The following is a 24,866-nucleotide window of genomic DNA, read 5'->3' as shown; positions in this document are numbered from 1 at the left end:
GTGCCGGGGCCGCCCAGACAGCGGCCCAACGGATCAAACCCCCGTCGCCGGGATACCTGTCCGCTCAACTGGCCGAGGGGCGGTTAGTTCTTTCCACGCGCTCAAAGCCTTGTTGACGGTCGTATTTGCCTCGCGCGCAACGAACTCGCCATGGCCTTCCTGCGTGCGGATTTCACCATCATGTACCGCAACCTGTCCGCGGGTCAGCGTAAAGCGCGGCAGGCCTTTGACCTCTTTGCCCTCAAACACGTTGTAGTCGATCGAAGATTGCTGCGTACTGGCTGTGATCGTTTTCGTTTTTTCAGGATCCCACACTACGATATCTGCATCCGCCCCAACAAGGATCGCGCCTTTTTTCGGATAGCAATTCAGTATCTTGGCGATGTTTGTTGAAGTCACTGCAACAAATTCATTGGGCGTCAGGCGTCCGGTATTCACACCGTGCGTCCACAGCATCGGCATCCGATCTTCCAGACCGCCGGTCCCGTTCGGGATCTTGGTGAAATCCCCAACTCCAAAGCGTTTCTGTTCGGTCGTAAAGGCGCAATGGTCGGTTGCCACAACACTCAGCGATCCTGATTGCAGGCCATTCCACAAGCTGTCCTGATGCTGCTTATTGCGGAACGGGGGGCTCATGACCCGCCGCGCGGCGTGGTCCCAATCCTGATTGAAATATTCGCTTTCATCCAGAGTCAGATGCTGAATCAACGGTTCGCCCCACACTCTCTTGCCCTGCATTCGGGCCCGACGAATGGCTTCATGAGATTCTTCGCAGGATGTATGAACAACATATAGCGGCACCCCCGCCATATCAGCGATCATGATGGCCCGGTTGGTGGCCTCACCCTCTACTTGCGGCGGTCGGGAATAGGCATGCGCTTCGGGGCCAGAGTTCCCCTCGGCCAGCAGCTTGGCGCTCAGTTCGGCAACGACGTCTCCGTTCTCGGCATGCACCATTGCGATGCCGCCCAGTTCGGCCAAACGCCTGAACGAGGCATAAAGCTCATCATCATTCACCATCAGCGCGCCTTTATAGGCCATGAAATGTTTGAAGGTGTTGATGCCGCGCGTCTCAATCACGGTCTTGAGGTCATCAAATACCTGTTCCCCCCACCATGTCACCGCCATGTGGAACGAATAATCGCAATTCGCCCGTGTCGATTTGTTGTCCCAGCGCTTCAGGGCATCCAGCAGGCTTTCGCCCGGATTGGGCAGCGCGAAGTCAACAACCATCGTCGTGCCCCCTGCCAGGGCCGCCCGTGTACCGCTTTCAAAATCATCGCTGGAATAGGTGCCCATGAACGGCATTTCCAGATGGGTATGCGGATCAATCCCACCGGGCATCACATAACAGCCGGTCGCGTCCAGCTCGTTATCCCCTTTCAGACCCATCCCGATCCCGGTGATGACGCCGCCTTCGACCAATACATCCGCCTTGTATGACAAATCCGCGGTGACAACGGTTCCGTTTTTAATAACAGTACTCATTTTGAACTCCCTGATGCGGTCTGCGCCGCTTGCTTCATCTGGCCAAAATATCCCGGGGGAGTCGCCCTTGGGCGACGGGGGCAGCGCCCCCTATTCCACGATTTCAGCAGTCTCGACCACGGCATGTAGCAGGACATCTGCCCCGGCTGCCGCCCAATCCTTGCTGATCTCTTCAGCCTCATTATGGCTCAGCCCGTCGACACAGGGGCACATGACCATGGCGGTCGGGGCCACACGGTTGATCCAGCAGGCATCATGCCCCGCGCCCGAGATGATGTTGGTATGCGAATAGCCCAACCTTTCAGCCGCATCGCGCACGGCGGACACGCAATCGTCGTCGAATTTAACCGGATCAAAACCGCCGACTTTCTCGAATTCGATCTGCAGGCCCATTTCTTCGACAATATCTTCCGCCGCCACCCGCAGACGGTTTTCCATGTCGGTGATCACCTCCAGCTCAGGCGAGCGGAAATCGACCGTGAAAACGACTTTTCCGGGGATCACGTTTCGCGAGTTCGGGAAAACGTCAATATGACCCGCCGCACCAACCGCATGCGGCGCATGAGACCAGGCGATTTCGTCCACTTTCTCAAGAATGCGCGCCATCGCCAGCCCGGCATTCTTGCGCATCGGCATCGGGGTCGAACCGGTATGGGCATCCTTTCCGGTCACCGTGATCTGTGTCCAGCTCAGACCCTGACCGTGGGTAACGACGCCGATATCCTTGCCTTCGGCTTCAAGGATCGGGCCCTGTTCGATATGCAACTCAAAGAAAGCGCGCATCTTGCGCGCGCCGACTTCTTCTTCGCCGCGCCAACCGATCCGGTTCAGTTCATCCCCGAATTTCTTACCCTCGGCATCTTCACGGTCATACGCCCAGTCCTGCGTGTGCATTCCTGCAAAGACACCGGACGACAGCATGGCAGGCGCATATCGCGTCCCTTCCTCGTTGGTCCAGTTGGTCGCCACGATGGGATGTCTTGTCTTGATCCCGAGATCGTTGAGCGTTCGGATAATTTCCAACCCGCCCAGAACGCCCAGCACACCGTCATATTTTCCACCGGTCGGCTGCGTATCCAGGTGCGATCCCACATAGACCGGCAAAGCGTCCGGGTCGGTGCCCTCACGATGCGCAAACATGTTGCCCATCTGGTCCAGCCCCATGGTGCATCCAGCCTCTTCACACCATTTCTGGAACAAGGCGCGGCCTTCGGCATCCTCGTCAGTCAGAGTTTGCCGGTTATTCCCCCCCGCAACACCGGGACCGATCTTGGCCATCTCCATCAGGCTGTCCCACAACCTGTCGCCATTGATCCTGAGATTCTGCGCCGGAGCTGCCATTGTCTTATTCCCTGTTTGCTTGCGATTTTGCTCGCTATTGGTGTCTTGATTTGACCAACTGGTCAAACTCACGCTATCACGGGTTCGGTATCAGTCAAGAAATTGCGCGGCAAAGCCTGAAATTTCAGTGTAATCCGTGCCTATCCGACGAAAAAAGAGACACACTGAAATCATGCCGAAAGACCGCGCACCGACTCGTATCCAGAAGAAGAACCGAGCCGCGATTCTCGAGGCTGCCCTGAATGTGTTTTCCGCACACGGGTTTCGTGGGGCGACCGTAGATCAGATTGCTGCCGAGGCGGGGTTGAGCAAACCCAATCTCCTCTACTATTTCGCGTCGAAAGAAGCGATCCACACCGAATTGCTTTCGGGCTTGCTGGAAACCTGGCTGGCGCCCCTGCACGATCTGGATGAGACCGGTGATCCGATGGAGGAAATGCTGGCCTATATTCGCCGGAAACTGCAAATGAGTCAGGAGCTACCACGGGAAAGCCGCCTTTTTGCCAATGAGCTTGTGCAAGGAGCGCCCCGCATTCACGACGCTTTGTCCAATGATCTCAAACAACTGGTTGACGAAAAGGTCACCATTCTCACCAATTGGATGGATCAGGGCAAAATCGCGCGGTTGCACCCTTATCATCTGATGTTTTCGATCTGGGCGCTGACGCAGCATTATGCCGATTTCGACGTTCAGGTGCGGGCTATTCTGGGTGACGAAAACCCGTTTGAGGGTGCAGAACCCTTTGTCGATACGCTGTACCGAAAGCTTCTGACGCCATGAATGCAGGGGCCGCGTCAGCGGCCCCTCAGGGATATTCCCTGTCTCGATCATTCCGCTGCTTTGGCCATCGGATTGTTCGGGTGCGTGGTCCAGTTCGCATAGGTCGGCTGAACCTCTTTCCCGGTGCGCGGATCGATTTCACCCGCCGCCATCGGCACCATCGAAATACAGCCTTCCACCGGGCAGACATCAACGCAGAGGTTACAGGCGACGCATTCGTCATCCATCACCTCGAACACACGGTCATCCGACATTGAAATCGCCTGATGGCTGGTATCTTCACAGGCGGCATAGCATCGGCCGCATTTGATGCACTGGTCCTGATCGATCTTGGCTTTGGCGATGTAGTTCAGGTTCAGGTATTGCCAATCGGTGACATTGGGCACCGCGCGCCCGATCACCTCATCAATGCTGGTATACCCCTTTTCATCCATCCATTCCGACAGACCTGCCGTCAATTCATCAATGATCTTGAACCCATAGGTCATCGCAGCGGTACAGACCTGCACCGTGCCACATCCCAGCGAGATAAACTCGGCCGCATCACGCCACGTGGTGACACCCCCGATGCCCGAGATTGGCATGCCATGCGTCGCCTCGGCCCGAGCGATTTCGGACACCATCGACAGGGCGATCGGCTTCACGGCAGGGCCGCAATATCCTCCGTGGCTGCCCTTGCCATCGATCGAGGGTTCCGGGCTGAACGTATCCAGATTGACGCTGGTGATCGAATTGATCGTATTGATAAGCGACACCGCATCCGCGCCACCATTTCTGGCCGCCGCCGCAGGTTTCCGGATATCGGTGATATTCGGTGTCAGTTTCACGATGACCGGACGGTCATAGTATTGCTTGCACCAACGCGTGACCATCTCGATATATTCCGGCACCTGCCCTACGGCGGACCCCATACCGCGCTCGCTCATCCCGTGCGGGCAACCGAAGTTCAGTTCGATTCCGTCCGCGCCGGTTTCGGCCACGCGCGGTAGAATGGCTTTCCAGGCTTCTTCCTCGCAGGGCACCATGATCGAAGCGATCAGGGCGCGATCCGGATAGTCGGCCTTGACCCGCGCCATTTCCTCGAGGTTCACCTCAAGCGGGCGGTCGGTGATCAGTTCGATATTGTTCAGTCCCAGCAAACGGCGGTCGGCACCGTAAATCGCGCCATACCGCGGGCCGTTCACATTTACGACCGGCGGTCCCTCGGACCCCAGCGTCTTCCACACAACACCGCCCCAACCGGCCTCAAACGCGCGACGAACATTGTATTCCTTGTCCGTCGGCGGCGCAGAGGCAAGCCAGTAAGGGTTGGGGCTGGAAATGCCCAGAAAGTTAGTCGTCAGATCGGCCATGGCTTCTCCCTTCCCGGCTCAGCCGGATTTTTTGAATATCATTTCGGTCGGACGTATGCGCCCGGCCTTGAGGTTTTTGACGTAGTTCTGGAACTTTTCGGGTGCCGTCTCGCCCATCATCAGGTGAATGCCCAGCGGTGCCGGGCCGGATTTGGCAATCTTTGCAAAGACGTCCTCGAAGAACTGTATCGCGAATTCGGTGCGATCCGTTTCTGTCACCAGTTCAAGACCCGCGGCGCTTGCCGCAGACTTGTAAACATCCGGCGCATCCACGAACGAGGTTTCGGCAACAGTGGACCACGGCAGAGGGAAAGCCAGCGGCTCGTCCACGTCTCCGGCCATCACATCGAACAGGGCAAAAGTACCGCCCTTGGCCAGCGCCCGCGACACTTCGGCGAACAGCCCGGCCTTGTCCTTTATGTTCATGCCCACATGCATCATGACGGCCAGGTCGAACCCAGCATCCGGCACCGGCATGTCCAATGCGCTGCCCACATGAAAGCTGGTTTTCGAGGAATGCCCGACCATATCGCTGAGCACCTTGGCGGTTTCAACGAATTCCGGTGTCAGATCGACGCCTGTTACTGTCGAGTCATAGCGATCCACGACATAGCGAGAGGTCCCGCCGATACCGCATCCGACATCCAGAACACGGGTCGCATGGGTCGGCGACAACTGCGCAAACAGGTTGTTGGTCGCCAGAACGCCGCCCGTATGGAACTCGTCCCCTGCTTTCAGGTCTGCGACCGTGGCCGCATCCGGATCGATACCGCTGGCCTCAAGCGCCGCGCGGACGCGGTCGGTCAGTGCTCCGGTGGTGTAGTGTTGCGCTACGGCTTGTTCGATCTGGGACATGGGAATACCTCAGCAGCGAAAGGAATGGGGTGAATACCCCATCCTATCACGAAACCAGCGTCGCGTGGATGTCCATCGCTGCATCCCGGCCTTCGGCAACAGCCGTAACGGTCAGGTCTTCGCCCCCCGCCGCGCAATCTCCGCCTGCCCAGACACCGGCCACAGAAGTGCGTCCCGCACCGCTGACAGCAATCTTGTTGCCGTCCAGCTTCAGCCCTTGCGGCGCACCTTCCAGCGTCTGACCGATGGCTTTGAGAACCTGGTCTGCCCGCAGCCGGACCGTCTCACCGGTTCCGGTGAGTTGGCCGTTCTGGCTTGAGGTATACTCCAGTTCTATCTCGGCGGCAGTCCCATTGCCGTGTACCGCCACCGGCTGCACGTTGGTCAAGATCTGAACCCCGTGCGAGGCTGCCAGATCCTGCTCGTACCGGCTGGCACCCATGGCGTCGCGGCCCCGGCGATAGGCAATGGTGACATTCTCGGCACCTAACAATTTGGACTTTACCGCTGCGTCCACGGCAGTCATGCCTCCGCCAATCACGACGACGTTCCGCCCGACAGGAAGCTGTGCAAGATCACCAGCCTGCCGCACGTCCGAGATAAAATTGACGGCATCCCGCACGCCGTCCTTGTCAACACCATCCGCGCGCAGGGCATTCACCCCGGCAAGTCCGATGGACAGGAACACCGCGTCGTAGTTTTCGACCAGACCATCCAGCGAGATGCCTTCACCCAGAACCGACCCGATTTCAACCGTGATACCACCGATTTTCAACAGCCAGTCGACCTCGGCCTGCGCAAAATTGTTGGTCGATTTATAGGCGGCAATCCCGTATTCGTTCAGACCGCCCGGTTTGGGCTTGCCTTCGTGGATCACCACGTCATGACCCAGCATGGCAAGACGATGCGCGCAGGCCAGACCGGCAGGCCCTGCCCCCACGACAGCAACCGTCTTCCCAGTTGATGCCGCACGTTCAAACGGATGCGCGCCCGCGGACATAAGATCATCCGTCGCAAAGCGCTGTAGCCGTCCGATCTCGACCGGTTTGCCTTCTGCCGTCTCACGAACACAGGCCTCTTCGCACAGTGTTTCCGTCGGACAGACACGGGCGCACATTCCGCCCAATATGTTCTGCTGAAAAATCGTTCGCCCGGCTGCCTGCGGCTGTCCGGCCTGAATCTGACGGATGAATAGCGGAATATCGATGTCTGTCGGACACGCTGTCACGCAAGGTGCGTCATAGCAGAAATAACAACGGTCTGCTGCAACTGCGGCCTCATGCGGGGCCAAGGGCGGATGCAGATCGGTGAAATTCGAGGTCAGCTCATCGCTTGAAAGCCGCCCGGCGACGATGCCGGGTGCCATCTGGCCCTGTGCCATCACTCTACTCCCTGTAGATATGTTTGTTATGACCTCAGCTTGCCACAAATAAATTTTTTATCAATTGGTAAAATTTGCCAAATGGTCAAAAAATTGAAAATCCGGGCCGTAAAACCCGGATTCATTGGCATTTTGGTTAATTTCAGGGCCGAAAAGCTTTCAGACCATTCCGCCAAGATGGCGGGACTTGGTCCAAACCCGGGCGCCGTCAGGCCCTGCAACGGCCCGAGAGTGCGTTCCGGGCGGCAAGCGCAACCAGTCCCATGTCGAAAATTCCTCCCCCGATTCACAGAAACTGCCGCTTATGACAAACACTTCCATTCCGTCGCGCGCATCCAGCTCGACCACGTCCCCCGCCGCCCATGTCCGCACAAAAACGTCCTCATGATCATCTTTGAACAGTTGTACGTCAGAATCGCCATTTATCGAGCGGCGCACCTCGGTTCGGTCTTGCCGGTCGAACTGGTGCAGCTTGACCAGAATGGTCGCGCCCTCCGCAGCAGACGGAGTGTGCGAGGACGTCGGAGGGTTGCGAACATAAGTGCCGGTGGGAAAATCTCCGGTCTCGTCCTGAAATACACCGTCCAGTACCAGATATTCCTCGCCGCCGTCATGGGTATGGGCAGAAAAAGCGCTGCCGGGCGCAAAGCGGACAATGGTTGTTGCGCGGGCCACCTCATCACCAATCCGGTCCAGCATTTTACGCTCGACGCCAGCCGCAGGGGAAGCGACCCATTCGCTATTGTCAAAATGAACTGCGACCCGTTTTGTGAAATCCGCATTGATCCGCATGTGTAACCCTTTCTGCTGCGACCCCTGAAAGAAATGGGATCGCGTGATGAAATTTCAAATTTTCCGCTTTTGACGCCTTGGGCCGCTTGCTGTAATCCGAACTTCAAGGTGCACGGTCAAACACCTGTCGGGAAACGGGCATAGATGCAGGCAACGTCACAGAAATTCAACATCGCGGTCGTCGGTCAAAACAACCGCCTGCAATACGAAGCCCTGTTGTTTGCGGCTTCACTGCGCCATTCTTCGCCGCAATTCGAGGGCAAACTGTTTGTCGCCACGCCCAATCCGGGGCCACGCTGGAAACAGGATCCCCGCATTCAGGACGAAGAAGTTCTGAATGCCCTGAAACAACTGGATGCCGAAATTCTGCCCTTCGACTCGCATGTATTCGGTGAAAGCTATCCCTACGGCAACAAGATCGAAGCGCTGATGGCCCTGCCGGAAGATGAGCCCTTTGTGTTCTTTGACACCGACACGCTGATCACTGGCGAGATCACATCTGTACCTTTTGACTTCGACCGCCCCAGCGCGTCACTGAAAGTTGAAGGGACATGGCCCAAACCAACGCTGTATGGTCCCGGTTTTGACGGTATCTGGCGCGCACTTTACGCCCGGTTCGGGTTGGATTTCGAAAGCTCGCTGGACACCGATCAACCCCATGACCACTGGCGGCGGTACCTGTATTTCAATGCAGGCTATTTCTTCTACAAATGTCCCCGGAAATTTGGTGAGCGTTTTCTGGACTACGCCAGAACAATCCGCGACGAAAACATTCCGGAGTTGACAGGCCAAAGCCTTGACCCCTGGCTGGATCAGGCCGCCCTGCCCCTTGTCATTCACTCGTTCGGCGGTGGTCGTGATGTTTTGCCCTCTGGTTTGCTGGATGGATCCGTCAGTTGCCACTATCGCCTGTTTCCCTTGCTGTACGCCCGTGAAAGCGATCATGTGATAGACGTTTTGGAAACCATCGTCGCTCCAAACAAGGTCAAGAAGGTTCTCAAGCAATATGAGCCGCTGAAAAAGATGGTTCTGCAGGGTAAAGGCGCAAAAGTCCGCGCCCTGTTTGACCGCGATCATCTGCCACGACGTGAACAGGCCATCCGCAACACGATCAAAAGCAGGGGCCTCTGGCTGCGCTGACAGGATCGTTGTGCGCAAGCGGGCAATGGCCTACAGATTTCGCAAGACAAATTCCAACAGGAGATTTTCAAGATGTCTGACGGTCCCACCTACGGTTTCGACACGTTGCAAATTCACGCGGGCGCCCGCCCCGACCCGGCGACCGGAGCGCGCCAGACACCCATTTATCAGACCACGGCCTATGTGTTTCGCGATGCAGACCACGCAGCGGCCCTGTTCAACCTGCAAGAGGTGGGCTTTATCTATTCGCGCCTGACCAACCCAACTGTGGCTGTTCTTCAGGAGCGCGTGGCTACACTTGAGGGCGGTGTTGGCGCCGTTTGCTGTTCGTCCGGGCACGCGGCGCAGATCATGGCGCTGTTCCCGCTGATGGGTCCGGGTTGCAACGTGGTCGCCTCAACCCGTCTGTACGGCGGCACGGTCACCCAGTTCAGCCAGACAATCAAACGCTTTGGGTGGTCTGCCAAGTTTGTCGACACCGATGATCTGGACGCGGTGAAGGGCGCAATCGATGAAAATACCCGTGCGATTTTCTGCGAGTCCATCGCTAATCCCGGCGGCTATGTGACGGACATCCGTGCACTGGCAGATGTGGCCGATGCGGCGGGCATTCCGCTGATTGTCGACAACACCTCGGCAACACCATATCTGTGCCGCCCGATCGAACACGGAGCGACCCTGGTCGTGCATTCGACCACCAAGTACCTGACCGGCAACGGTACGGTCACTGGCGGTTGCATCGTGGATTCGGGCAAGTTCGACTGGTCGGCAAATGACAAGTTCCCCTCGCTCAGCCAACCCGAACCGGCCTATCATGGACTGAAGTTCCACGAAACGTTCGGACCTTTGGCCTTTACCTTCCACGGCATCGCCATCGGTCTGCGCGATCTGGGCATGACCATGAACCCGCAGGCGGCCCACTACACGCTGATGGGGATCGAAACCCTGTCGCTGCGGATGGAGCGTCATGTTGAAAACGCGCAAAAAATCGCGGCCTGGCTGGAAGCGGATGACCGGGTGGACTACGTCACCTATGCTGGATTGCTGTCATCGCCCTATCAGGATCGGGTCAAAGCTCAGTATCCACGCGGTGCCGGCGCCCTGTTCACATTCGCCGTGAAAGGTGGCTATGACGCCTGTATCAAACTGGTCAATGCGCTGGAGATTTTCAGCCACGTAGCCAATCTGGGCGACGCGCGTTCGCTGATCATTCATTCGGCTTCGACCACACATCGTCAGTTGACCCCGGAACAGCAGGAAGCCGCGGGCGCAGGTCCGGGCGTGGTGCGCGTATCCATCGGGATCGAGGACGTGAACGATCTGATTGCCGACCTTGATCAGGCTCTGGCCAAAGCAACCGCCTGACCATGACCCAGCACGATACAAACAACCTTGGCCAGCCCATCGGTTTACCGGTTTCGGGTAACTTTCCACGCCCGACACCACCCTATACGCCGATGGTGGGCCGGTATTGTTCTGTCGTGCCCCTTGATGTGAACAGGCACGCGCCCGGACTGTTCCGGGCGTTTGCCAAGGACACGGATGGCCACAACTGGACCTACCTGCCCTACGGCCCGTTTGACAGCGAACCTGAGTTCGAAGACTGGGCGCGCGCCAACTGCGTGGACGCGGACCCGATGTTCCATACCGTTCTGGACGGTGATGAGGTACCGTTGGGCATGGCTTCTTACCTCAGGATAGCTCCCGCCGCCGGAGCGATTGAGGTCGGGCATATCCACTTTTCACCCCTGCTTCAGCGCAAGCCGCAATCAACCGAAGCCATGTATCTGATGATGCGGCGCGTGTTCGATGAACTGGGTTACCGGCGATACGAGTGGAAATGCGACGCGCTGAATGGTCCGTCGCGCAGTGCGGCAGAGCGGCTTGGGTTCACCTTCGAAGGCGTGTTTCGCCAAGCAACCCACTACAAAGGGCGCAACCGCGACACGGCCTGGTATTCAATCATAGATACCGAATGGCCACGCATCCGTGATGCTTTCGAGGCCTGGTTGTCACCCGATAATTTCGACGCTTCGGGCCAACAACGAAAACCGCTGATGGCCCGCGCGAAGGGTTGATTTCATTCCGAAATCTCGAACACCATCGAGACGCTGACAGACACCGAAACCTCGCCACCTGCCACAGGAACACCCCCTGCGTCAGCCATGCTCATCATGCGCATCTCGGGCATCGGGCGTACGCCCCCCGTTTGTTCCGAAATCGTTTGCACCGCGCCAAGGGTTACACCCGCGGCCTGCGCCAACTGCTCGGCCTTGGCCATAGCTTCGCCGACAGCTTGCGCGCGCGCTTGGGCTTCGATTGGTTTGGTATCCTGCACCCCAAAGCTCAATCCACCAAAATCGTTGGCGCCATCCTGAATGACCGCATCCATGATGCTTCCAAGCTTGGACAGATCACGCACACGCACAAACACGCGGTTCGAGGCTGCGAACCCCGAAATTTCCGGTGTTTCCCCATTCTGCCCGTGCCGCCCGGACCAAACAGGGGAAAGCGACAGATCGCGGGTCTGAATATCGCGGTCTTCAATCCCCATCCCGGTCAGGCGCGCAAGAACCTTCGCAACTGCGTCCGAGGTGGCCTGCATCGCTGCCGAAGCCTCGGCATTTTCATTTGTCACACCCAATGTGATCGTCGCCATATCGGGGGCAACATCGATGGTTCCGGTTGCGTCAACGGTGATGCGACGTTCTTCCGCATGGGCAAGTCCAGCGGTCGTTGCGGCCATCATTGCGGCCAGAAAAGCGAATGTCTTCAATGTTATCACTCCGATTTGCTTGGGTTAAAGATGGGTCGGCGATGCATTGCCATACAAGAGGAGAGTTTGCCTTTTTCTTTCCCTCGGCAAGTTCCTGCTTTAATGTCGGTCTGCGAACGCCAAGGTGTTTGCATCGACGTTGATAATTATGGTTCCTGCGGATTATGAAACCTGCCTTTGCGCTGTCTTTTTCTGCGACCGGAATATCATTGTATCATCACTCGGATGACGAATGGTTCGTTATCGGCTCGATTCCTTTGGATTCGCCGGACCTGTCCGGTCAGATGCAGGTTTTGCGGGAAAACGCCTTTGCGCTGGAAAACGACCTGAGCTGCAAGCTTGTTTTGCCTTCCGAACAAGTTCGATACCTTCAGATTGCAACCGATGACTTACCCCCCCAAGACACGGTGGAACGCGTTGAAAGCGCACTTGCCGACGCAACGCCTTACGCTTTGTCCGAACTCAGCTACGACTATCAGACCGAAGGCGGCACCACCTATGTTGCAGCTGTTGCGCAAGAAACGCTGAGCGAGGCGCGTACCTTTGCCTCGGACCATGGTTTCGTACCGGTTTTGTTTTGCGCCGAGGAAGACGCAGACGCATTCCCCCGAGAGGCATTGTTCACAGAACGTTCGGGCGCATCGAAAACCCGCCCAACAGAGCCCCCGCTGTCGGTAAAAAACACAGACCAGCCCGAACCGGCAAAATCCGCTGGGAAACCAGCGCATCCCATTGCAGGCGCAGCGGCACCAAACGTGTTTCTGACCCCCGAAACACCTGACAATAAGTTTGCGACTACGAAAGCGCAGGCACCGCGTTTTGCTATCCCGGCATTTGCCGCGGCGCTTCTTCTTGGTGGCGCTTTCGGCGTTTGGCTGGCCTTGGACAGCGGTAGAGAAACAGATCAGGTCGCACTGAGCCCAACTCCAACCGAGACAGGTGTTTCCGCGCCGGATATCGACGCCCTGCCACCGATAGTGCCCGAAGTTGCGGCAATTGCCCCCCCGGAAAACTTGCCACCTGAGCCTGCTCTGGACAGGGACGTGCCCCCAACACCAGAACCTACTGACGCCGAAGCCGAAGAACAACCGGAACTCACGCCTACCGACGCGGCAATCCTTGAGGCGCTCAAGGTGGCCCCGACCCCTGTTGAATCTGTGGCTCAGGACCCCGAGGCAAATGAGGATATCAGCGCTGCCTCCGGTGTGAATGTAACGCCTCCGGCCGCTTTGGACGTGCCAGAAGCCCCGGAACCGGACGAGTTGTATCTGACGTCGATTGACAAATCCGACCTGTCCAGCGATGCGGTTGCCCTGCCTCCGGCTTCCAGTTTCGATACTGACGAACCCTTTGTTCGGGACGTGCAACATGGCATAGCAGGAGCGCGGTTCAATCTGGATGATCGCGGGCTGGTAACGCCCACGCCGGAAGGGACGCTGAACCCGGATGGGATTGTCGTTTATCAGGGCCGACCGTCGAAGGTTCCGCCAGCAACGCCAGTGCGTTTCGAAGATGAACCCGTACTTGACGAGGTCGACGAAAGACTGGCCGGCCTTCGCCCCAAACCTCGCCCCGCAGATCTGGTCGAGAGCTTCGAACGCGGGCAGTTGGGGGGGCGGTCGCTGGCAGAGCTTTCGACCAAGCGACCAAAAGCACGCCCGGACAGTCTGCAAGCGCGCACAGAAATCGACGAGACGCCAACCGCATTGGCCGTTGTCCGCGTCCCGCGCCCCAGGTTGCGACCGGCGGGTCTGGACACGGCAAAGGCACCTGCTTCTGGTAACTCCAATCTTGGATCAACGGCCGCGCTGGACCAGAGTTCAGACGACGCCGGATCGTTTCAGCCGAAATCGGTTGCACCCAAGATTCCCTCAACCGCATCTGTAGCCCGCCAGGCCACGCTCGATAACGCGATCAATTTGCGTCGCTTAAATCTGATCGGCGTTTATGGCACACCCGCAAATCGGCGCGCCTTGGTCCGGCTTCCCAGTGGGCGCTACAAAAAACTGAAAGTTGGGGACAGTATTGACGGCGGCAAGGTCATTGCTATCAGTGACAGTGAACTGCGTTATCAAAAGAAAGGTCGCAACGTGACCCTGGCGATGCCGCGCAGCTGACATAGGCGCTCAAAGCCGTGACCGATCACCTGTAGACAGGCACGTCAGAGGCAGCAGAACCGCCCCCGACTTATTGGTTCATTTGGATCAAGCCGCGGAAATCTCGCCGCTTTCGATCTGTTCGCGCTCGATGGATTCAAACAGCGCCTGGAAGTTCCCTTCGCCGAAACCATCATCACCCTTGCGCTGAATAAACTCGAAGAAGATCGGGCCAATCACCGTTTTCGAGAATATCTGCAACAGAATGCGCGTCTCGCCCCCGTCAACGACACCTTCACCGTCGATCAGGATGCCGTGTTTCATCATCCGGTCCAGCGGCTCTTCATGACCGACCACGCGGGTCCTGGACATCTCGTAGTATGCTTCATTCGGACCCGGCATGAACTTCAGGCCGTTTTCAGCAATGGCATCGGTCGAGGCATAGATGTCATCGCTACCGACCGCGATATGCTGAATGCCTTCACCTTTGTATTTCTTCAGGTAAGACACGATCTGCCCGGTCTCTCCGCGGTCCTCGTTGATCGGAATGCGGATACGGCCACAGGGTGACGTCAGCGCGCGGCTGTAAAGGCCAGTGAATTTTCCCTGAATGTCAAAGAAACGGATTTCGCGGAAGTTGAACAGGTCGCCATAGAACTTGAACCACTTGTCCATGTTGCCCTTGTAGACATTGTGCGTCAGGTGATCGAGATAGAAGAACCCCTCGCCCCGAGGTTTGGATTCCTTGATCCATTCGAATTCCTGATTATAGGGCGAAGTGTCGTAGTACTGATCAATGAAATAGATCAGCGACCCGCCAATGCCCTTGATCGCAGGCACATTCATGGTTTTGTCAGCGTCGTCGTAAGGTTCCGCACCCTTTAACACGGCATGCTCGTACGCTTTTTGCGCGTCCACGACCCGCCAGCCCATCGAAGGCGCGCAGGGCCCATGTTCGGCTACGAATTTAGCTGCAAAACTGTCCGGGTTGGCATTCAGAATGTATGTGACATCCCCTTGCTGCCAAAGCTCGACGGCAGGATCTTCCTTGTGGCGGGCCACCAGATCAAAGCCCATCTTTGCGAACAGATCACGCAGCTCCTGCGGTTCAGGATGAGCGAATTCGACGAATTCAAACCCATCTGTTCCGGCAGGGTTTTCTTCGCTGATCACAGATTTCGGGGCATTGTGCGGGAAAGGACCCATGGGCGTCTCCTAGGAAAACAGGAATTTCTTTGCTGAATCAAAAATACGACTTTTCTGACGCTGTTTCTGCGCATTGTTTTTGTATAAACTGCAAGATGACGCGCAAAATGCGCATATCAGTTAATAAAATCAGGATTTTTCCGCACATGCTGGATGCAACCGACAAGCGACTGCTTTCCGCGCTGCAAAAAGATGCACATCTGACGGCGCAACAACTGGGTGAAATGCTGAACCTGTCGCCCAGTCAAGCGGGTCGCCGCCGACAGCGGCTTGAAGTCGAAGGGTACATCACCGGATATGCTGCCCGGCTGGACCCGCTGAAACTGGGCTTACAGGTGCAGGGGTTCGTTCAGGTGCATCTGGGCACCCATGGCCCCGAGCAATCCGCAAGCTTTGCCCGCATGGTCGACACCCGACCCGAGATTACCAGTGCATGGACAATGACAGGCGAGGCCGACTATCTGCTGCACATCTACTGTGACGACCTGTCCGCCCTCAACAGCTTGCTACATCATGTGATCCTGCCGCATCCTGCCGTTGCAAGAGTACAAAGCCAGATCGTAATGGATCAACTTAAACGCGACGCCCCCCTTCCCACCTGAAAAGGTTCCGAGGACACACATGGACGACTTTCTATATCAGGCTTCAATCTATCTGGCAGCGGCAGTCATTGCCGTTCCCCTGTCTGCCAGACTGGGGTTGGGATCCGTGCTGGGTTATCTTGCCGCCGGGATCATTATCGGACCCGCACTGGGCCTTGTAGGAGCGGAAACCGAAAATCTTCAGCATGTGGCCGAATTTGGCGTGGTGATGATGCTGTTTCTCATTGGTCTGGAACTGGAGCCACGCGCCCTGTGGGACATGCGCGACAAGTTATTGGGTCTGGGCGGATTGCAGGTGTTGCTGTCAACAGTCGCTATTGCTGCCGTGGCCATGTACGCCAACCATCCCTGGTCGGTTGCCCTGGCGGTGGGGTTGACCCTTTCGCTTTCATCGACCGCGATCGTTCTTCAAACCCTGTCAGAAAAAGGCCTGATGCAGACAAACGGCGGCCGCGCGACATTTTCGGTTCTGTTGACGCAGGACATCGCGGTGATCCCAATTCTGGCTTTGTTGCCACTGCTGGCGCTGCCCGCCATGCCACGTTTCCAAGCAGATGGATCGATTGACCGGGGGGCTGGAGGATCACATGGCGCAGGCGATCATAGTCTGTCACTGGTCGAAGGGCTACCAGGCTGGGCCGTTACCCTTGTCACAATCGGCGTGGTGGTGTTTGTCATTCTGGCCGGTGTCTACCTGACAAGACCGTTGTTTCGCTTCATCCACGCAACCCGTCTGCGCGAGATGTACACCGCACTGGCACTGATGATTGTCGTGGGCATTTCGTTTCTGATGACACTGGTCGGCCTGTCACCTGCCCTGGGCGCGTTCCTGGCAGGCGTTGTTTTGGCCAGTTCTGAATTCAGACATGAAATGGAAAGTGACCTTGAACCGTTCAAAGGGTTGTTTCTGGGGCTGTTTTTCATCACGGTCGGGGCCGGAATAGACTTTGGTTATTTCTTCAACGACCCGCTGGACCTGATTGGACTGGCGCTGCTTGTGATACTTGCCAAGGGGATCATCCTTTATCTAGTGGGCAAGGCTTTCAAACTGCGGGGGCGTGATCACTGGTTGTTCACCCTTGGGTTAGCGCAGGCTGGTGAGTTCGGATTTGTCCTGCTGGCATTTTCGACGAAACAGAATGTTATTCCGCCCAACCTGTCGCAAAAGCTGCTGATGATCGTTGCTCTGACGATGTTGATCACACCTCTTCTTTTCATTGTCTACGACGCCTTGTCAAAGAAGATTGGCGATTCAGCGACCACCCCCGAACCGGACGTGATCGACGAAAAGGGCCCGGTCATCATCGCCGGCATTGGTCGCTTTGGTCAGATCGTCAACCGGCTGGTACGGGCCAGCGGTTTCAAGACAGTCGTTTTGGACCACAATATTGAAACCATTCAGCTGATGCGCCGATTTGGTGTCAAAGGCTTTCTGGGTGATCCCACTCGGCCGGAACTGTTGCGCGCGGCGGGATTGGACAAAGCATCCGTTCTTGTCGCCGTTATGGATGATCACAAGCAAGTCACGCGACTAGTCAGCTATGCCAGACGGCAGCGCCCTGACCTGCACATCATCGCCCGCGCCCGCGACCGGACCCATGTGTACGAGTTGTATCAGGCGGGTGCCAATGACATCGTGCGGGAAATGTTCGACAGCTCGCTGCGTGCAGGTCGCTATGTTCTGGAGAATATCGGGCTGAGTGAGTACGAAGCAGCCCAGGCTGAACAGACGTTTTACCACCACGACCGGAAGTCATTGCGTGATCTGGCCGAGCTTTGGGTTCCCGGACTGCCAACCGCCGAAAACAAAAAATACATTGAGCGTTCGCAGGCGCTGGAAAAGGATCTGGAAACCGCGCTGCTGGAACTGGCTGAAGAGCACGCCAAGAAATCGGCCTGACCCAGGCCTTTGCCCGGGTCAGGTGCGGGTTTAGCCGTCCGAAACCCCAGCTTCGGCAAAGGTAGCCATGCCGGAATGACAGGCGACGGCACTTTTCAGAATGTTGATCGCCAAGGCCCCGCCGGACCCTTCGCCCAACCGCAGGCCAAGGCTCAGCAACGGCTCTTTACCCAATTTTGCCAGCACGGCACCATGGGCCGCTTCGGCGCTTTGGTGGCCTGCCACGGCATGATCCAGCGCGCCATCGGACAACTTCCACAAGCAGGCTGCGGCGGCCGAACAGATGAACCCGTCCAGGATCACCGGGATGCGCAACACCCGCGCGGCAGCAATTGCACCCGCCATCGCAGCAATCTCGCGCCCACCCAGACAGCGCAGGATGTCCAGACCATCATTCGACGTGTGTTTCGCGACGCCCTCGGCCACGACACGGGTTTTGTTGACCAGACCGGCGTCATCCACACCGGTTCCGCGCCCTGTCCAATCGGACGCGTCGCCACCAAACAGCGCGCAGGCAATAGCCGCAGCCGGGGTGGTGTTGCCAATCCCCATTTCGCCGACCACCAAAAGATCGGATTGCGGATCAACGGCCAGCCAGCCAGTGCGCAACGCGGCCAGCAACTCATCCTCTGTCATGGCGGGGGTTTGGGTGAAATCCGCGGTCGGCTTGTCCAGATCCAGCGCGTGAACATCCATCTTCGCGCCTGCCGCCCTTGCCAACTGATTTATCGCCGCCCCGCCATGTTCGAAATTCATCACCATCTGCACGGTTACTTCCGGCGGAAAGGCCGAAACACCCTGCGCGCTAACACCGTGATTTCCGGCAAACACAATGACCTGAGGCGCGCTGATTTGTGGACGGGCGTCCCCTCGCCATCCTGCATACCAGACCGCAAGATCCTCAAGCCGACCAAGCGCACCAGGGGGTTTGGTCAATTGTCCATTTCGTTCGGCCGCGCCCTGCACCGCAGCGGCATCCGGGCCCGGAGCCCCCGCCAGGACAGCACGGAACGTGTTCAAATCATTCAGTTCAGGCAGCATGAAAGCCTCATTGCATCAGAGTGGTCCTGCGTGTTTAACCGAAGGATCGAAACCAACAAGACCCCGAAAGGCACGGGCGTGCAAAAAAACGACACCAAACCGTTTTCCCTGTGGGATGTTCCGCTGGCCCTGGTGCTGTTGACCCGCCTGCCCCTGCCCCGTTTGCCCAAAGCCGTGTTTGCCCGGCAGGCACAATCGGTATGGGCATTTCCACTAGTTGGGCTGGTCGTTGGCGGGCTGGCATGCCTGACCGGTTGGCTGGCGATGGGGTTTCAACTGCCCCCGTTTGTCGCAGCCTCGTTGCTGGTCGCGGTACTGATCCTGTTGACGGGCGCTATGCACGAGGATGGTCTGGCCGACACGTTCGACGGGCTTTGGGGCGGTTTCACCGCTGAACGTCGGCTGGAGATCATGAAGGACAGCCAGATTGGAACGTACGGCGTGCTTGCCTTGATGATCTCGCAGATTTTACGAATATCCGCGATTTCCACCATGCTGGCTGTTGGTCCGATCTGGATGGTTGTTGCAGCTTGCGTATTTTCCCGCGCCCTGATGCCAGCTCTAATGGTTCTTCTTCCAAACGCCAGAAAGTCGGGCCTGAGCCATTCAGTTGGCACCCCCGGCGCAGGATCAGCCTGTATCGCTGTGGGCATCGCGATTCTGGTCGCTTACAGCTTGTGCGGAAGTCTGGCGCTTACCGCGATACTCTTCGCGGCTTTGATCGTCGCTGTTTTGGGGCTCGTCGCGAAGACCAAGATCGGCGGTCAAACCGGAGACATTCTGGGCGCATCACAACAATTGGCGGAAATCACATTTCTGCTTACCATCAGCGCCCAGATCTAAGACGCGCCCCCGGTTTCAATTCGCAACGTATCGCCGCAATGTTTGCAATGCACGGCGTCGGGGTCGTGCCGGTACAGCCCGCAGCTGGGGCATTTGTGGCGGACCTTCTGTGGCGCGAAAATCGCCTGCGCCAGCCGGACGAACAAGGCTACGCCAACGACCATAATGAAGACGGAAAACATTTTGCCGCCCGGTGTGACCAAAGTGATGTCGCCAAACCCGGTCGTGGTGAGCGTCGCCATGGTAAAATACAGCGCGTCTATGTAAGGCGTTTGCGCGTCTTCGGGGATAAAAAATACCAAAACGGCCGTCGAGGTGGCAAAAACAAAGACCAGCAGGTTGATCGCCGCAATAACTGCGTCCTCGTGCGTGCGGAAAAAACGGCTGTCGCGCCGCAGATCCCAGAGCAGGTGATATGAATGGATCAGACGCAGGGCACGTAAAATCCGCAGGAAAGCGAGGTTGCCTGTCAAAAACGGATCAAGCACCAGCGAGAGGATGACCACGATATCCGCCACTGTGTAAATCTGGCGCAAAAATCTCCAGCGGTCTTTTGAGATCCAGAGCCGCGCAGAGAAATCCAGAAAAATCAGCACACCGACCAGTTGGCTTGCAACGGTTAAGCCCGGCCCATGCGGGATGTGCGCCGTCCCGACAAAGAAAATGATTGTCGCAACATCGAACAGGATCAGCGCATACCTAAACCAGACCGAAACAGGGTCGTGTCCGATGTACAGGTATTTCACAGTCTGCTTCATGTGCGTCCGGTAATCTGCTGCATACACAGTGAAATTAGCGCCACTTGAACAATTCACCAAGCCACGAAAAAGGCCGCCCCAAATTTGGAACGGCCCGTTTTGTCAAAGTACCTTCGATCAGGCTGCGCGTGAGGTCAGAACCTCGTCAACCTGCTTGGCAGCTGACACCTCGCCAGCGCCTGAAACAGCCGCGACCTCACGGGTCAGACGTTCCAAGGCAGCTTCATATAGCTGACGCTCGGAATAGCTCTGCTCGCGCTGATCATCGGTGCGGTGCAGGTCACGGACCACTTCGGCGATCGAGATCAGGTCACCCGAGTTGATCTTCTGTTCATATTCCTGCGCACGGCGGGACCACATGGCGCGTTTCACCTTGGCCTTGCCTTTCAGCGTTTTCATCGCCTGACTGATCACATCGGGCGAGCTGAGCGACCGCAGACCGGATTCGGTCACCTTGTTGGTCGGCACGCGCAGCGTCATCTTGTCTTTCTCAAATGAGATGACGAACAGCTCAAGCGAGAATCCCGCGACATCCTGTTCCTCGATCGAGATAATCTGGCCCACGCCATGGGCGGGGTAGACAACATAGTCGTTCGGGCGGAACTCGAGCTTTTTCGACTTTGTCATTCAGTTTCTTCCTTGCTTGCGGACGGGACACGGACAACAAAAGCACCACATGCGGGGACTGTCTCAGCCCCGTCAGGCGGCGATATTGTCACAAATTCAGAACTCCAAAGTGAGCATACTTACGGAGCGCATCCCAATCTCGGTCATCATGTAGGTGTAGTATATCACAAATTTACGACGCCCGAAAGTTTACCTTACGGGAATTTATCATATTCAACCTGCATTCAACAGGTTGTGCCGCGGTCTTTATGCCAAAACAGGCCGCTTGGAACGAATCACTCAGCCGCCTTCGCCGGGCGCTTCCGAGAAATACTTCTCCATCTTGCCCTCTTCACCGTCACGCTCCTCCGCATCTGGCAGCGGGTCTTTCTTGGTGACAATCACCGGCCATTGTTCGGAATACTTACGATTGAACTCGACCCACTCCTCCATACCCGGCTCGGTATCGGGGCGGATCGCGTCGGCGGGGCACTCGGGCTCGCACACGCCGCAGTCAATGCATTCGTCAGGATGGATGACCAGCGTATTTTCACCTTCGTAGAAACAGTCCACCGGACACACTTCGACACAGTCGGTGTATTTGCAGGCGATACAGTTTTCGGTGACTACATAGGTCATGGTCGGATTCCTGTTTGCGGTTTGAGCGACTAGCTAATTCAGTCTGGCCCGCTCTTCAAGACAGGATCAGTGATCTTCCGGGCGAGAAAGATCAATAGCGCGTCGATCTTTCTTGGTTGGTCGACCTTTTCCCTCGAAACCCGGATTTACAGGAGGCGCTTCCTGCTTTTCGGTCATATCAAAGTACAGCGTTTGCGCCTCGGGCGCCGGACCGCGGCGTTCCCCCAGTTTTTCCACACGTATAACGCGGACAATGCGGCCCTGCGAGAAGGTCAGAACGTCACCGGGGACCACGGCCTGCGCCGGTTTCAGCACCCTGTTTCCATTCAGCCGGACATGGCCACCACTGACCTGTTTGGCGGCAAGGCTGCGGGTCTTGAAGAACCGCGCCTGCCACAACCATTTGTCAATTCGCAGTTTGGCCTCGGCCATCTTGCGTCAATTGCCGTCCTTTAGACCCATAAGCGCTGCGGCGAACGGGTTGTCGGGATCAATGGCCTTTTCCTTCTTCGGTGGACGTGACGAGAAGGTCTTGGCTCCTTGCGGTTTTCCGCCCTTCTTGCCATGCGGTTTGCCACGGCCCTCCTGCGGTTTGCCCCGTGGTTTCCCCTTACCCTGCCCCGGCTCGCGGCGCGGGCCACGGTTCGGCTGGCGCTGGCGACCCCATGTGAAGGTGTAATACACTTCAACCTCGGGTTCATCCGACGCAGGTTCCGCAACCTGACCCTCTGCGACGGCCTCGGCTGTCGCCTCAGTGCTTTCGGTGGCCTCGGCTGGCGCGGCGACCTCTTCTGAGGCCGTGTCAGGTGCTGGCGTCTCATCGATAACGGCTTGTTCAGCCGCCTCTGTCTCAGGCTGCTCTACCGGGGCCGGTTTGACCTTGTCACGCTCGCCGCGCTCGGCTTTGTAGCCGAGCCCCTGCATCAGGTCTGCAAACTGTTCAAGCGTCATGCCAGTGATCGACAGCATATCCGGCTTGGCTTCGAACCCGCCACGGCTATCTTCCGAACGAAGCATGTCCGCCAGACGTTCCAGCATATCGATACGGATCGATCGGTCGCCCGCATCGCGGTAGCCGCACATGGTATCGTAACCCTGCGGTGCATCCTTGGCGACCGGCACTGTTACCAACCCCGGAGGCGGTGCTTCGGGGAATTCCTGCAAACCGCCATACAGCGCCCACAACACCAGGCGCAGACGCGTCGGTGCGGGCTTCAGCAAGAGCGGCATGAAGATGGTGAACTGGCCAAACCGGATACCGTGCTTGCGCAAGGCGCCGCGGGCGTCCTGATCCAGATCCTTGACCTCTTGCGCGACACCGGCGCGCGGAAGAACACCCAGCGCCTCGACCATGCGGAAGGCAAATCCTTTGGCCAGCCCGTTGAGTTCCTCATCGCGCGACAGATTTAGCAATGGCTCGAACAGCGCAGCGATCTTGCGGTCGATGAAGTGCTGCAACCGGCGCCGCACCTTCTGTTCAACATCCGGACCGGCGGCTTCGTCCACAAAAACCTCGACCACGGGCTTGAGAGGTTCGGCCCCGGCAACCAATTTGCCAACGGCATATTCGCCCCACATCAGGCCGCCCTGATCGGTGAAATCAATTTCGGTATCGGGCGCATTGTAGAAGCGATCGGCACGCAGATGGAATTGCGGCGCGAGTGCTTGCAAAGATGCCGATTTGAGCGCTTTCGCCTCGGTTCCTTGCGCGCTTTTGTCCGGGCTGAACCGGAACCCTTCCAGACGACCGACGAATTCGCCTTCGACGGTCACTTCACCCTTGTCATTTACTTCGGCCAAAAGGGCCTCCTTCTGCTTGAGCCGCCGCAACAAAACCGATGTACGCCGGTCCACAAATCTTTGAGTCAGTCGCTCATGTAGTGCGTCAGACAGCCTGTCTTCTACAGTGCGCGTTTCGTCACGCCAATGTGATTCGTCACGCACCCAACCGTTTCGTTGCGCAACATATGTCCAGGTGCGAATATATGCCAACCTTTTGGATAACGCATCGATATCCCCATGGGTTTGGTCAATCCGCCGTATCTGCCGGGCCATGAAATCATCAGGAATACTGCCGCGTTCGTGCAGGTGGCCATAGATCACTTCCAGAAGGCTGGCGTGCTCTGCATGGCTGATGCCGCGAAAATCAGGGATTCTGCACACATCCCACAGCAATCGGATGGATGGACCGTCACTTGCACGGGCGGCAATCTCGGCCTGTTGTGACAGCGATTTCAACACATTCAGGTCGTCAGCAGGGCGGGCTTTGATCAGGTGTTCGTCACTCGGACTGACCTCAAGCGAGCTGATCAGCGCGTCAATCGAGCCAAACCGGAGGGCGGCATTCCGCCAGTTCAACTTTTTCATCGGCGTAAACCGGCTGTCCATGATTGCCTGCGCGACACCTTCGTCCAGCGGCGGCGCCTCGCCGGTCACGCCAAAGGTGCCGTCCGACATGCCACGCCCGGCCCGGCCTGCGATCTGGGCCAGCTCATTCGGGGCCAGCGGGCGCATCCGCCGCCCGTCGAATTTGGTCAGGGATGAAAATGCAACGTGGTTTACATCCAGGTTCAAGCCCATACCGATGGCATCTGTGGCGACCAGGTAATCGACCTCGCCATTCTGATAAAGCTCCACCTGAGCATTCCGCGTCCGCGGGCTGAGGGCACCCATGACCACCGCCGCGCCACCTTTCAGACGGCGCAGAAGCTCCGCGATGGCATACACATTCTCAACCGAAAACCCGACAATAGCGCTGCGGGCCGGCATCCGGCTGAGTTTCTTCGAACCGGAATAGACCAGCTGCGACATCCGCTCGCGTCGGACAAACTGCGCCTCGGGCACCAGCGCCGCAATCGGGCCGCGCATCGTGTCAGAACCAAGAAAAAGCGTCTCGTTTGTTCCGCGCGACCGAAGCAGGCGATCTGTAAAGACATGGCCGCGCTCGGGATCGGCACACAGCTGGATTTCATCAATCGCCACGAAATCCGCACCCATACCTTCGGGCATCGCCTCGACCGTGCAGACCCAATACTGAGTCCGGGGCGGCACGATCCTCTCTTCGCCGGTAACCAAAGCAACAACCGATGGCCCGCGGATGGCGACGATCTTGTCATAGACCTCACGCGCAAGCAGACGCAGCGGCAGACCGATGACACCTGTGCGGTATCCCAGCATCCGTTCGATTGCGTAATGGGTTTTACCTGTGTTCGTAGGGCCCAATACGGCCACTATTCGGGATGACCCGCTCACCTTTGCCCCCTGCCCGG

General features: G+C 57.5%; 22 protein-coding genes. 8 read left to right on the top strand and 14 right to left on the bottom strand.

What is annotated here, in order from left to right; genetic code table 11:
• Positions 1 to 33 precede the first annotated feature (33 nt).
• Both hydA and ACR0M3_RS00185 read right to left on the bottom strand, forming a co-directional pair.
• On the bottom strand, positions 34 to 1,488 hold the full coding sequence (hydA, locus tag ACR0M3_RS00190) for a dihydropyrimidinase (RefSeq protein ID WP_209595938.1): 1,455 nt from the start codon (positions 1,486 to 1,488) through the stop codon (positions 34 to 36).
• A gap of 90 nt (positions 1,489 to 1,578) precedes the next feature.
• Complete coding sequence (locus tag ACR0M3_RS00185; protein ID WP_480493380.1) at positions 1,579 to 2,829, bottom strand: Zn-dependent hydrolase; 1,251 nt, start codon at positions 2,827 to 2,829, stop codon at positions 1,579 to 1,581.
• Between the two features lie 172 nt (positions 2,830 to 3,001).
• On the opposite strand from ACR0M3_RS00185, the gene ACR0M3_RS00180 reads away from it, so the two are divergent.
• Complete coding sequence (locus ACR0M3_RS00180) at positions 3,002 to 3,610, top strand: TetR family transcriptional regulator C-terminal domain-containing protein (RefSeq protein ID WP_209504191.1); 609 nt, start codon at positions 3,002 to 3,004, stop codon at positions 3,608 to 3,610.
• Between the two features lie 47 nt (positions 3,611 to 3,657).
• Here ACR0M3_RS00180 and preA read toward each other — a convergent pair whose 3' ends face one another.
• The 4 genes from preA to ACR0M3_RS00160 form a co-directional block, all read right to left on the bottom strand.
• The gene (gene preA / locus ACR0M3_RS00175; RefSeq protein WP_480481342.1) at positions 3,658 to 4,962 is read right to left on the bottom strand and encodes an NAD-dependent dihydropyrimidine dehydrogenase subunit PreA; all 1,305 of its coding nucleotides are present in this window, start codon (positions 4,960 to 4,962) and stop codon (positions 3,658 to 3,660) included.
• Positions 4,963 to 4,980: 18 nt separating this feature from the next.
• Positions 4,981 to 5,817, bottom strand: a complete 837-nt coding sequence (locus ACR0M3_RS00170) for a class I SAM-dependent methyltransferase (protein ID WP_480558643.1) — start codon at positions 5,815 to 5,817, stop codon at positions 4,981 to 4,983.
• Between the two features lie 46 nt (positions 5,818 to 5,863).
• Positions 5,864 to 7,198 carry an NAD(P)-dependent oxidoreductase gene (locus tag ACR0M3_RS00165; protein ID WP_480909131.1) on the bottom strand — a complete coding sequence of 445 codons (1,335 nt, stop codon included), beginning with the start codon at positions 7,196 to 7,198 and terminating at the stop codon, positions 5,864 to 5,866.
• Positions 7,199 to 7,357: 159 nt separating this feature from the next.
• Positions 7,358 to 7,990 carry a cupin domain-containing protein gene (locus ACR0M3_RS00160; protein WP_480909128.1) on the bottom strand — a complete coding sequence of 211 codons (633 nt, stop codon included), beginning with the start codon at positions 7,988 to 7,990 and terminating at the stop codon, positions 7,358 to 7,360.
• 144 nt (positions 7,991 to 8,134) lie between these two features.
• Between ACR0M3_RS00160 and ACR0M3_RS00155 the strand changes: the two genes are divergently transcribed.
• From ACR0M3_RS00155 to ACR0M3_RS00145, 3 genes are all read left to right on the top strand, one after another.
• Positions 8,135 to 9,130, top strand: coding sequence for a hypothetical protein (locus ACR0M3_RS00155; protein ID WP_480909125.1), 996 nt, complete (start codon positions 8,135 to 8,137; stop codon positions 9,128 to 9,130).
• Between the two features lie 72 nt (positions 9,131 to 9,202).
• Positions 9,203 to 10,495, top strand: a complete 1,293-nt coding sequence (locus tag ACR0M3_RS00150; protein ID WP_480553261.1) for an O-acetylhomoserine aminocarboxypropyltransferase/cysteine synthase family protein — start codon at positions 9,203 to 9,205, stop codon at positions 10,493 to 10,495.
• A 2-nt stretch (positions 10,496 to 10,497) separates the two neighbouring features.
• Entirely contained in the window at positions 10,498 to 11,208 is a 711-nt protein-coding gene (locus ACR0M3_RS00145; protein ID WP_480909122.1) for a GNAT family N-acetyltransferase, read from the top strand.
• Between the two features lie 2 nt (positions 11,209 to 11,210).
• Here the strand turns inward: ACR0M3_RS00145 and ACR0M3_RS00140 are convergent, their stop codons facing one another.
• Positions 11,211 to 11,915, bottom strand: coding sequence for an SIMPL domain-containing protein (locus ACR0M3_RS00140; RefSeq protein WP_480492689.1), 705 nt, complete (start codon positions 11,913 to 11,915; stop codon positions 11,211 to 11,213).
• A 155-nt stretch (positions 11,916 to 12,070) separates the two neighbouring features.
• Here ACR0M3_RS00140 and ACR0M3_RS00135 point away from each other — a divergent pair, with 155 nt between their 5' ends.
• Positions 12,071 to 14,023, top strand: a complete 1,953-nt coding sequence (locus tag ACR0M3_RS00135) for a hypothetical protein (RefSeq protein WP_480909119.1) — start codon at positions 12,071 to 12,073, stop codon at positions 14,021 to 14,023.
• Positions 14,024 to 14,110: 87 nt separating this feature from the next.
• Here ACR0M3_RS00135 and hppD read toward each other — a convergent pair whose 3' ends face one another.
• A complete protein-coding gene (hppD, locus tag ACR0M3_RS00130; protein WP_480909116.1) occupies positions 14,111 to 15,208 on the bottom strand; it encodes a 4-hydroxyphenylpyruvate dioxygenase in 1,098 nt (365 codons plus the stop codon).
• Between the two features lie 146 nt (positions 15,209 to 15,354).
• Here hppD and ACR0M3_RS00125 point away from each other — a divergent pair, with 146 nt between their 5' ends.
• Both ACR0M3_RS00125 and ACR0M3_RS00120 read left to right on the top strand, forming a co-directional pair.
• Positions 15,355 to 15,810, top strand: a complete 456-nt coding sequence (locus tag ACR0M3_RS00125) for an Lrp/AsnC family transcriptional regulator (RefSeq protein ID WP_209504202.1) — start codon at positions 15,355 to 15,357, stop codon at positions 15,808 to 15,810.
• A 19-nt stretch (positions 15,811 to 15,829) separates the two neighbouring features.
• Complete coding sequence (locus tag ACR0M3_RS00120; protein ID WP_480909113.1) at positions 15,830 to 17,710, top strand: monovalent cation:proton antiporter-2 (CPA2) family protein; 1,881 nt, start codon at positions 15,830 to 15,832, stop codon at positions 17,708 to 17,710.
• Positions 17,711 to 17,740: 30 nt separating this feature from the next.
• Here ACR0M3_RS00120 and cobT read toward each other — a convergent pair whose 3' ends face one another.
• A complete protein-coding gene (gene cobT / locus ACR0M3_RS00115) occupies positions 17,741 to 18,751 on the bottom strand; it encodes a nicotinate-nucleotide--dimethylbenzimidazole phosphoribosyltransferase (RefSeq protein ID WP_480505547.1) in 1,011 nt (336 codons plus the stop codon).
• 78 nt (positions 18,752 to 18,829) lie between these two features.
• Here cobT and cobS point away from each other — a divergent pair, with 78 nt between their 5' ends.
• Complete coding sequence (gene cobS / locus ACR0M3_RS00110) at positions 18,830 to 19,594, top strand: adenosylcobinamide-GDP ribazoletransferase (RefSeq protein ID WP_480909110.1); 765 nt, start codon at positions 18,830 to 18,832, stop codon at positions 19,592 to 19,594.
• Here the strand turns inward: cobS and ACR0M3_RS00105 are convergent.
• The 5 genes from ACR0M3_RS00105 to ACR0M3_RS00085 form a co-directional block, all read right to left on the bottom strand.
• The gene (locus ACR0M3_RS00105) at positions 19,591 to 20,352 is read right to left on the bottom strand and encodes a potassium channel family protein (RefSeq protein WP_480481368.1); all 762 of its coding nucleotides are present in this window, start codon (positions 20,350 to 20,352) and stop codon (positions 19,591 to 19,593) included. The genes cobS and ACR0M3_RS00105 overlap by 4 nt on opposite strands.
• A gap of 117 nt (positions 20,353 to 20,469) precedes the next feature.
• Positions 20,470 to 20,979 carry a CarD family transcriptional regulator gene (locus ACR0M3_RS00100; RefSeq protein ID WP_209504207.1) on the bottom strand — a complete coding sequence of 170 codons (510 nt, stop codon included), beginning with the start codon at positions 20,977 to 20,979 and terminating at the stop codon, positions 20,470 to 20,472.
• A 279-nt stretch (positions 20,980 to 21,258) separates the two neighbouring features.
• Positions 21,259 to 21,597, bottom strand: coding sequence for a ferredoxin FdxA (fdxA, locus tag ACR0M3_RS00095; RefSeq protein WP_170616129.1), 339 nt, complete (start codon positions 21,595 to 21,597; stop codon positions 21,259 to 21,261).
• A 66-nt stretch (positions 21,598 to 21,663) separates the two neighbouring features.
• Positions 21,664 to 22,029 (bottom strand): RNA-binding S4 domain-containing protein, encoded by a 366-nt coding sequence (locus tag ACR0M3_RS00090; RefSeq protein ID WP_480481370.1) that lies wholly within the window; start codon positions 22,027 to 22,029, stop codon positions 21,664 to 21,666.
• Positions 22,030 to 22,035: 6 nt separating this feature from the next.
• The gene (locus ACR0M3_RS00085; RefSeq protein WP_480909107.1) at positions 22,036 to 24,849 is read right to left on the bottom strand and encodes a helicase-related protein; all 2,814 of its coding nucleotides are present in this window, start codon (positions 24,847 to 24,849) and stop codon (positions 22,036 to 22,038) included.
• Positions 24,850 to 24,866 lie beyond the last annotated feature (17 nt).

The sequence above is a fragment of the Ruegeria sp. O5 genome (genome assembly GCF_056535105.1).
This window is presented reverse-complemented; position numbering and strand designations above follow the sequence as displayed.

Coding starts and splice junctions, on each gene's coding strand:
- ACR0M3_RS00090 (WP_480481370.1), bottom strand. CDS start 22,029: ATGGCCGAGGCCAAACTGCGAATTGACAAATGGTTGTGGCAGGCGCGG.
- ACR0M3_RS00185 (WP_480493380.1), bottom strand. CDS start 2,829: ATGGCAGCTCCGGCGCAGAATCTCAGGATCAATGGCGACAGGTTGTGG.
- hppD (WP_480909116.1), bottom strand. CDS start 15,208: ATGGGTCCTTTCCCGCACAATGCCCCGAAATCTGTGATCAGCGAAGAA.
- ACR0M3_RS00120 (WP_480909113.1), top strand. CDS start 15,830: ATGGACGACTTTCTATATCAGGCTTCAATCTATCTGGCAGCGGCAGTC.
- preA (WP_480481342.1), bottom strand. CDS start 4,962: ATGGCCGATCTGACGACTAACTTTCTGGGCATTTCCAGCCCCAACCCT.
- hydA (WP_209595938.1), bottom strand. CDS start 1,488: ATGAGTACTGTTATTAAAAACGGAACCGTTGTCACCGCGGATTTGTCA.
- ACR0M3_RS00180 (WP_209504191.1), top strand. CDS start 3,002: ATGCCGAAAGACCGCGCACCGACTCGTATCCAGAAGAAGAACCGAGCC.
- ACR0M3_RS00100 (WP_209504207.1), bottom strand. CDS start 20,979: ATGACAAAGTCGAAAAAGCTCGAGTTCCGCCCGAACGACTATGTTGTC.
- cobT (WP_480505547.1), bottom strand. CDS start 18,751: ATGCTGCCTGAACTGAATGATTTGAACACGTTCCGTGCTGTCCTGGCG.
- ACR0M3_RS00170 (WP_480558643.1), bottom strand. CDS start 5,817: ATGTCCCAGATCGAACAAGCCGTAGCGCAACACTACACCACCGGAGCA.
- ACR0M3_RS00165 (WP_480909131.1), bottom strand. CDS start 7,198: ATGGCACAGGGCCAGATGGCACCCGGCATCGTCGCCGGGCGGCTTTCA.
- ACR0M3_RS00160 (WP_480909128.1), bottom strand. CDS start 7,990: ATGCGGATCAATGCGGATTTCACAAAACGGGTCGCAGTTCATTTTGAC.
- ACR0M3_RS00150 (WP_480553261.1), top strand. CDS start 9,203: ATGTCTGACGGTCCCACCTACGGTTTCGACACGTTGCAAATTCACGCG.
- ACR0M3_RS00125 (WP_209504202.1), top strand. CDS start 15,355: ATGCTGGATGCAACCGACAAGCGACTGCTTTCCGCGCTGCAAAAAGAT.
- ACR0M3_RS00155 (WP_480909125.1), top strand. CDS start 8,135: ATGCAGGCAACGTCACAGAAATTCAACATCGCGGTCGTCGGTCAAAAC.
- ACR0M3_RS00145 (WP_480909122.1), top strand. CDS start 10,498: ATGACCCAGCACGATACAAACAACCTTGGCCAGCCCATCGGTTTACCG.
- ACR0M3_RS00105 (WP_480481368.1), bottom strand. CDS start 20,352: ATGAAGCAGACTGTGAAATACCTGTACATCGGACACGACCCTGTTTCG.
- ACR0M3_RS00135 (WP_480909119.1), top strand. CDS start 12,071: ATGAAACCTGCCTTTGCGCTGTCTTTTTCTGCGACCGGAATATCATTG.
- fdxA (WP_170616129.1), bottom strand. CDS start 21,597: ATGACCTATGTAGTCACCGAAAACTGTATCGCCTGCAAATACACCGAC.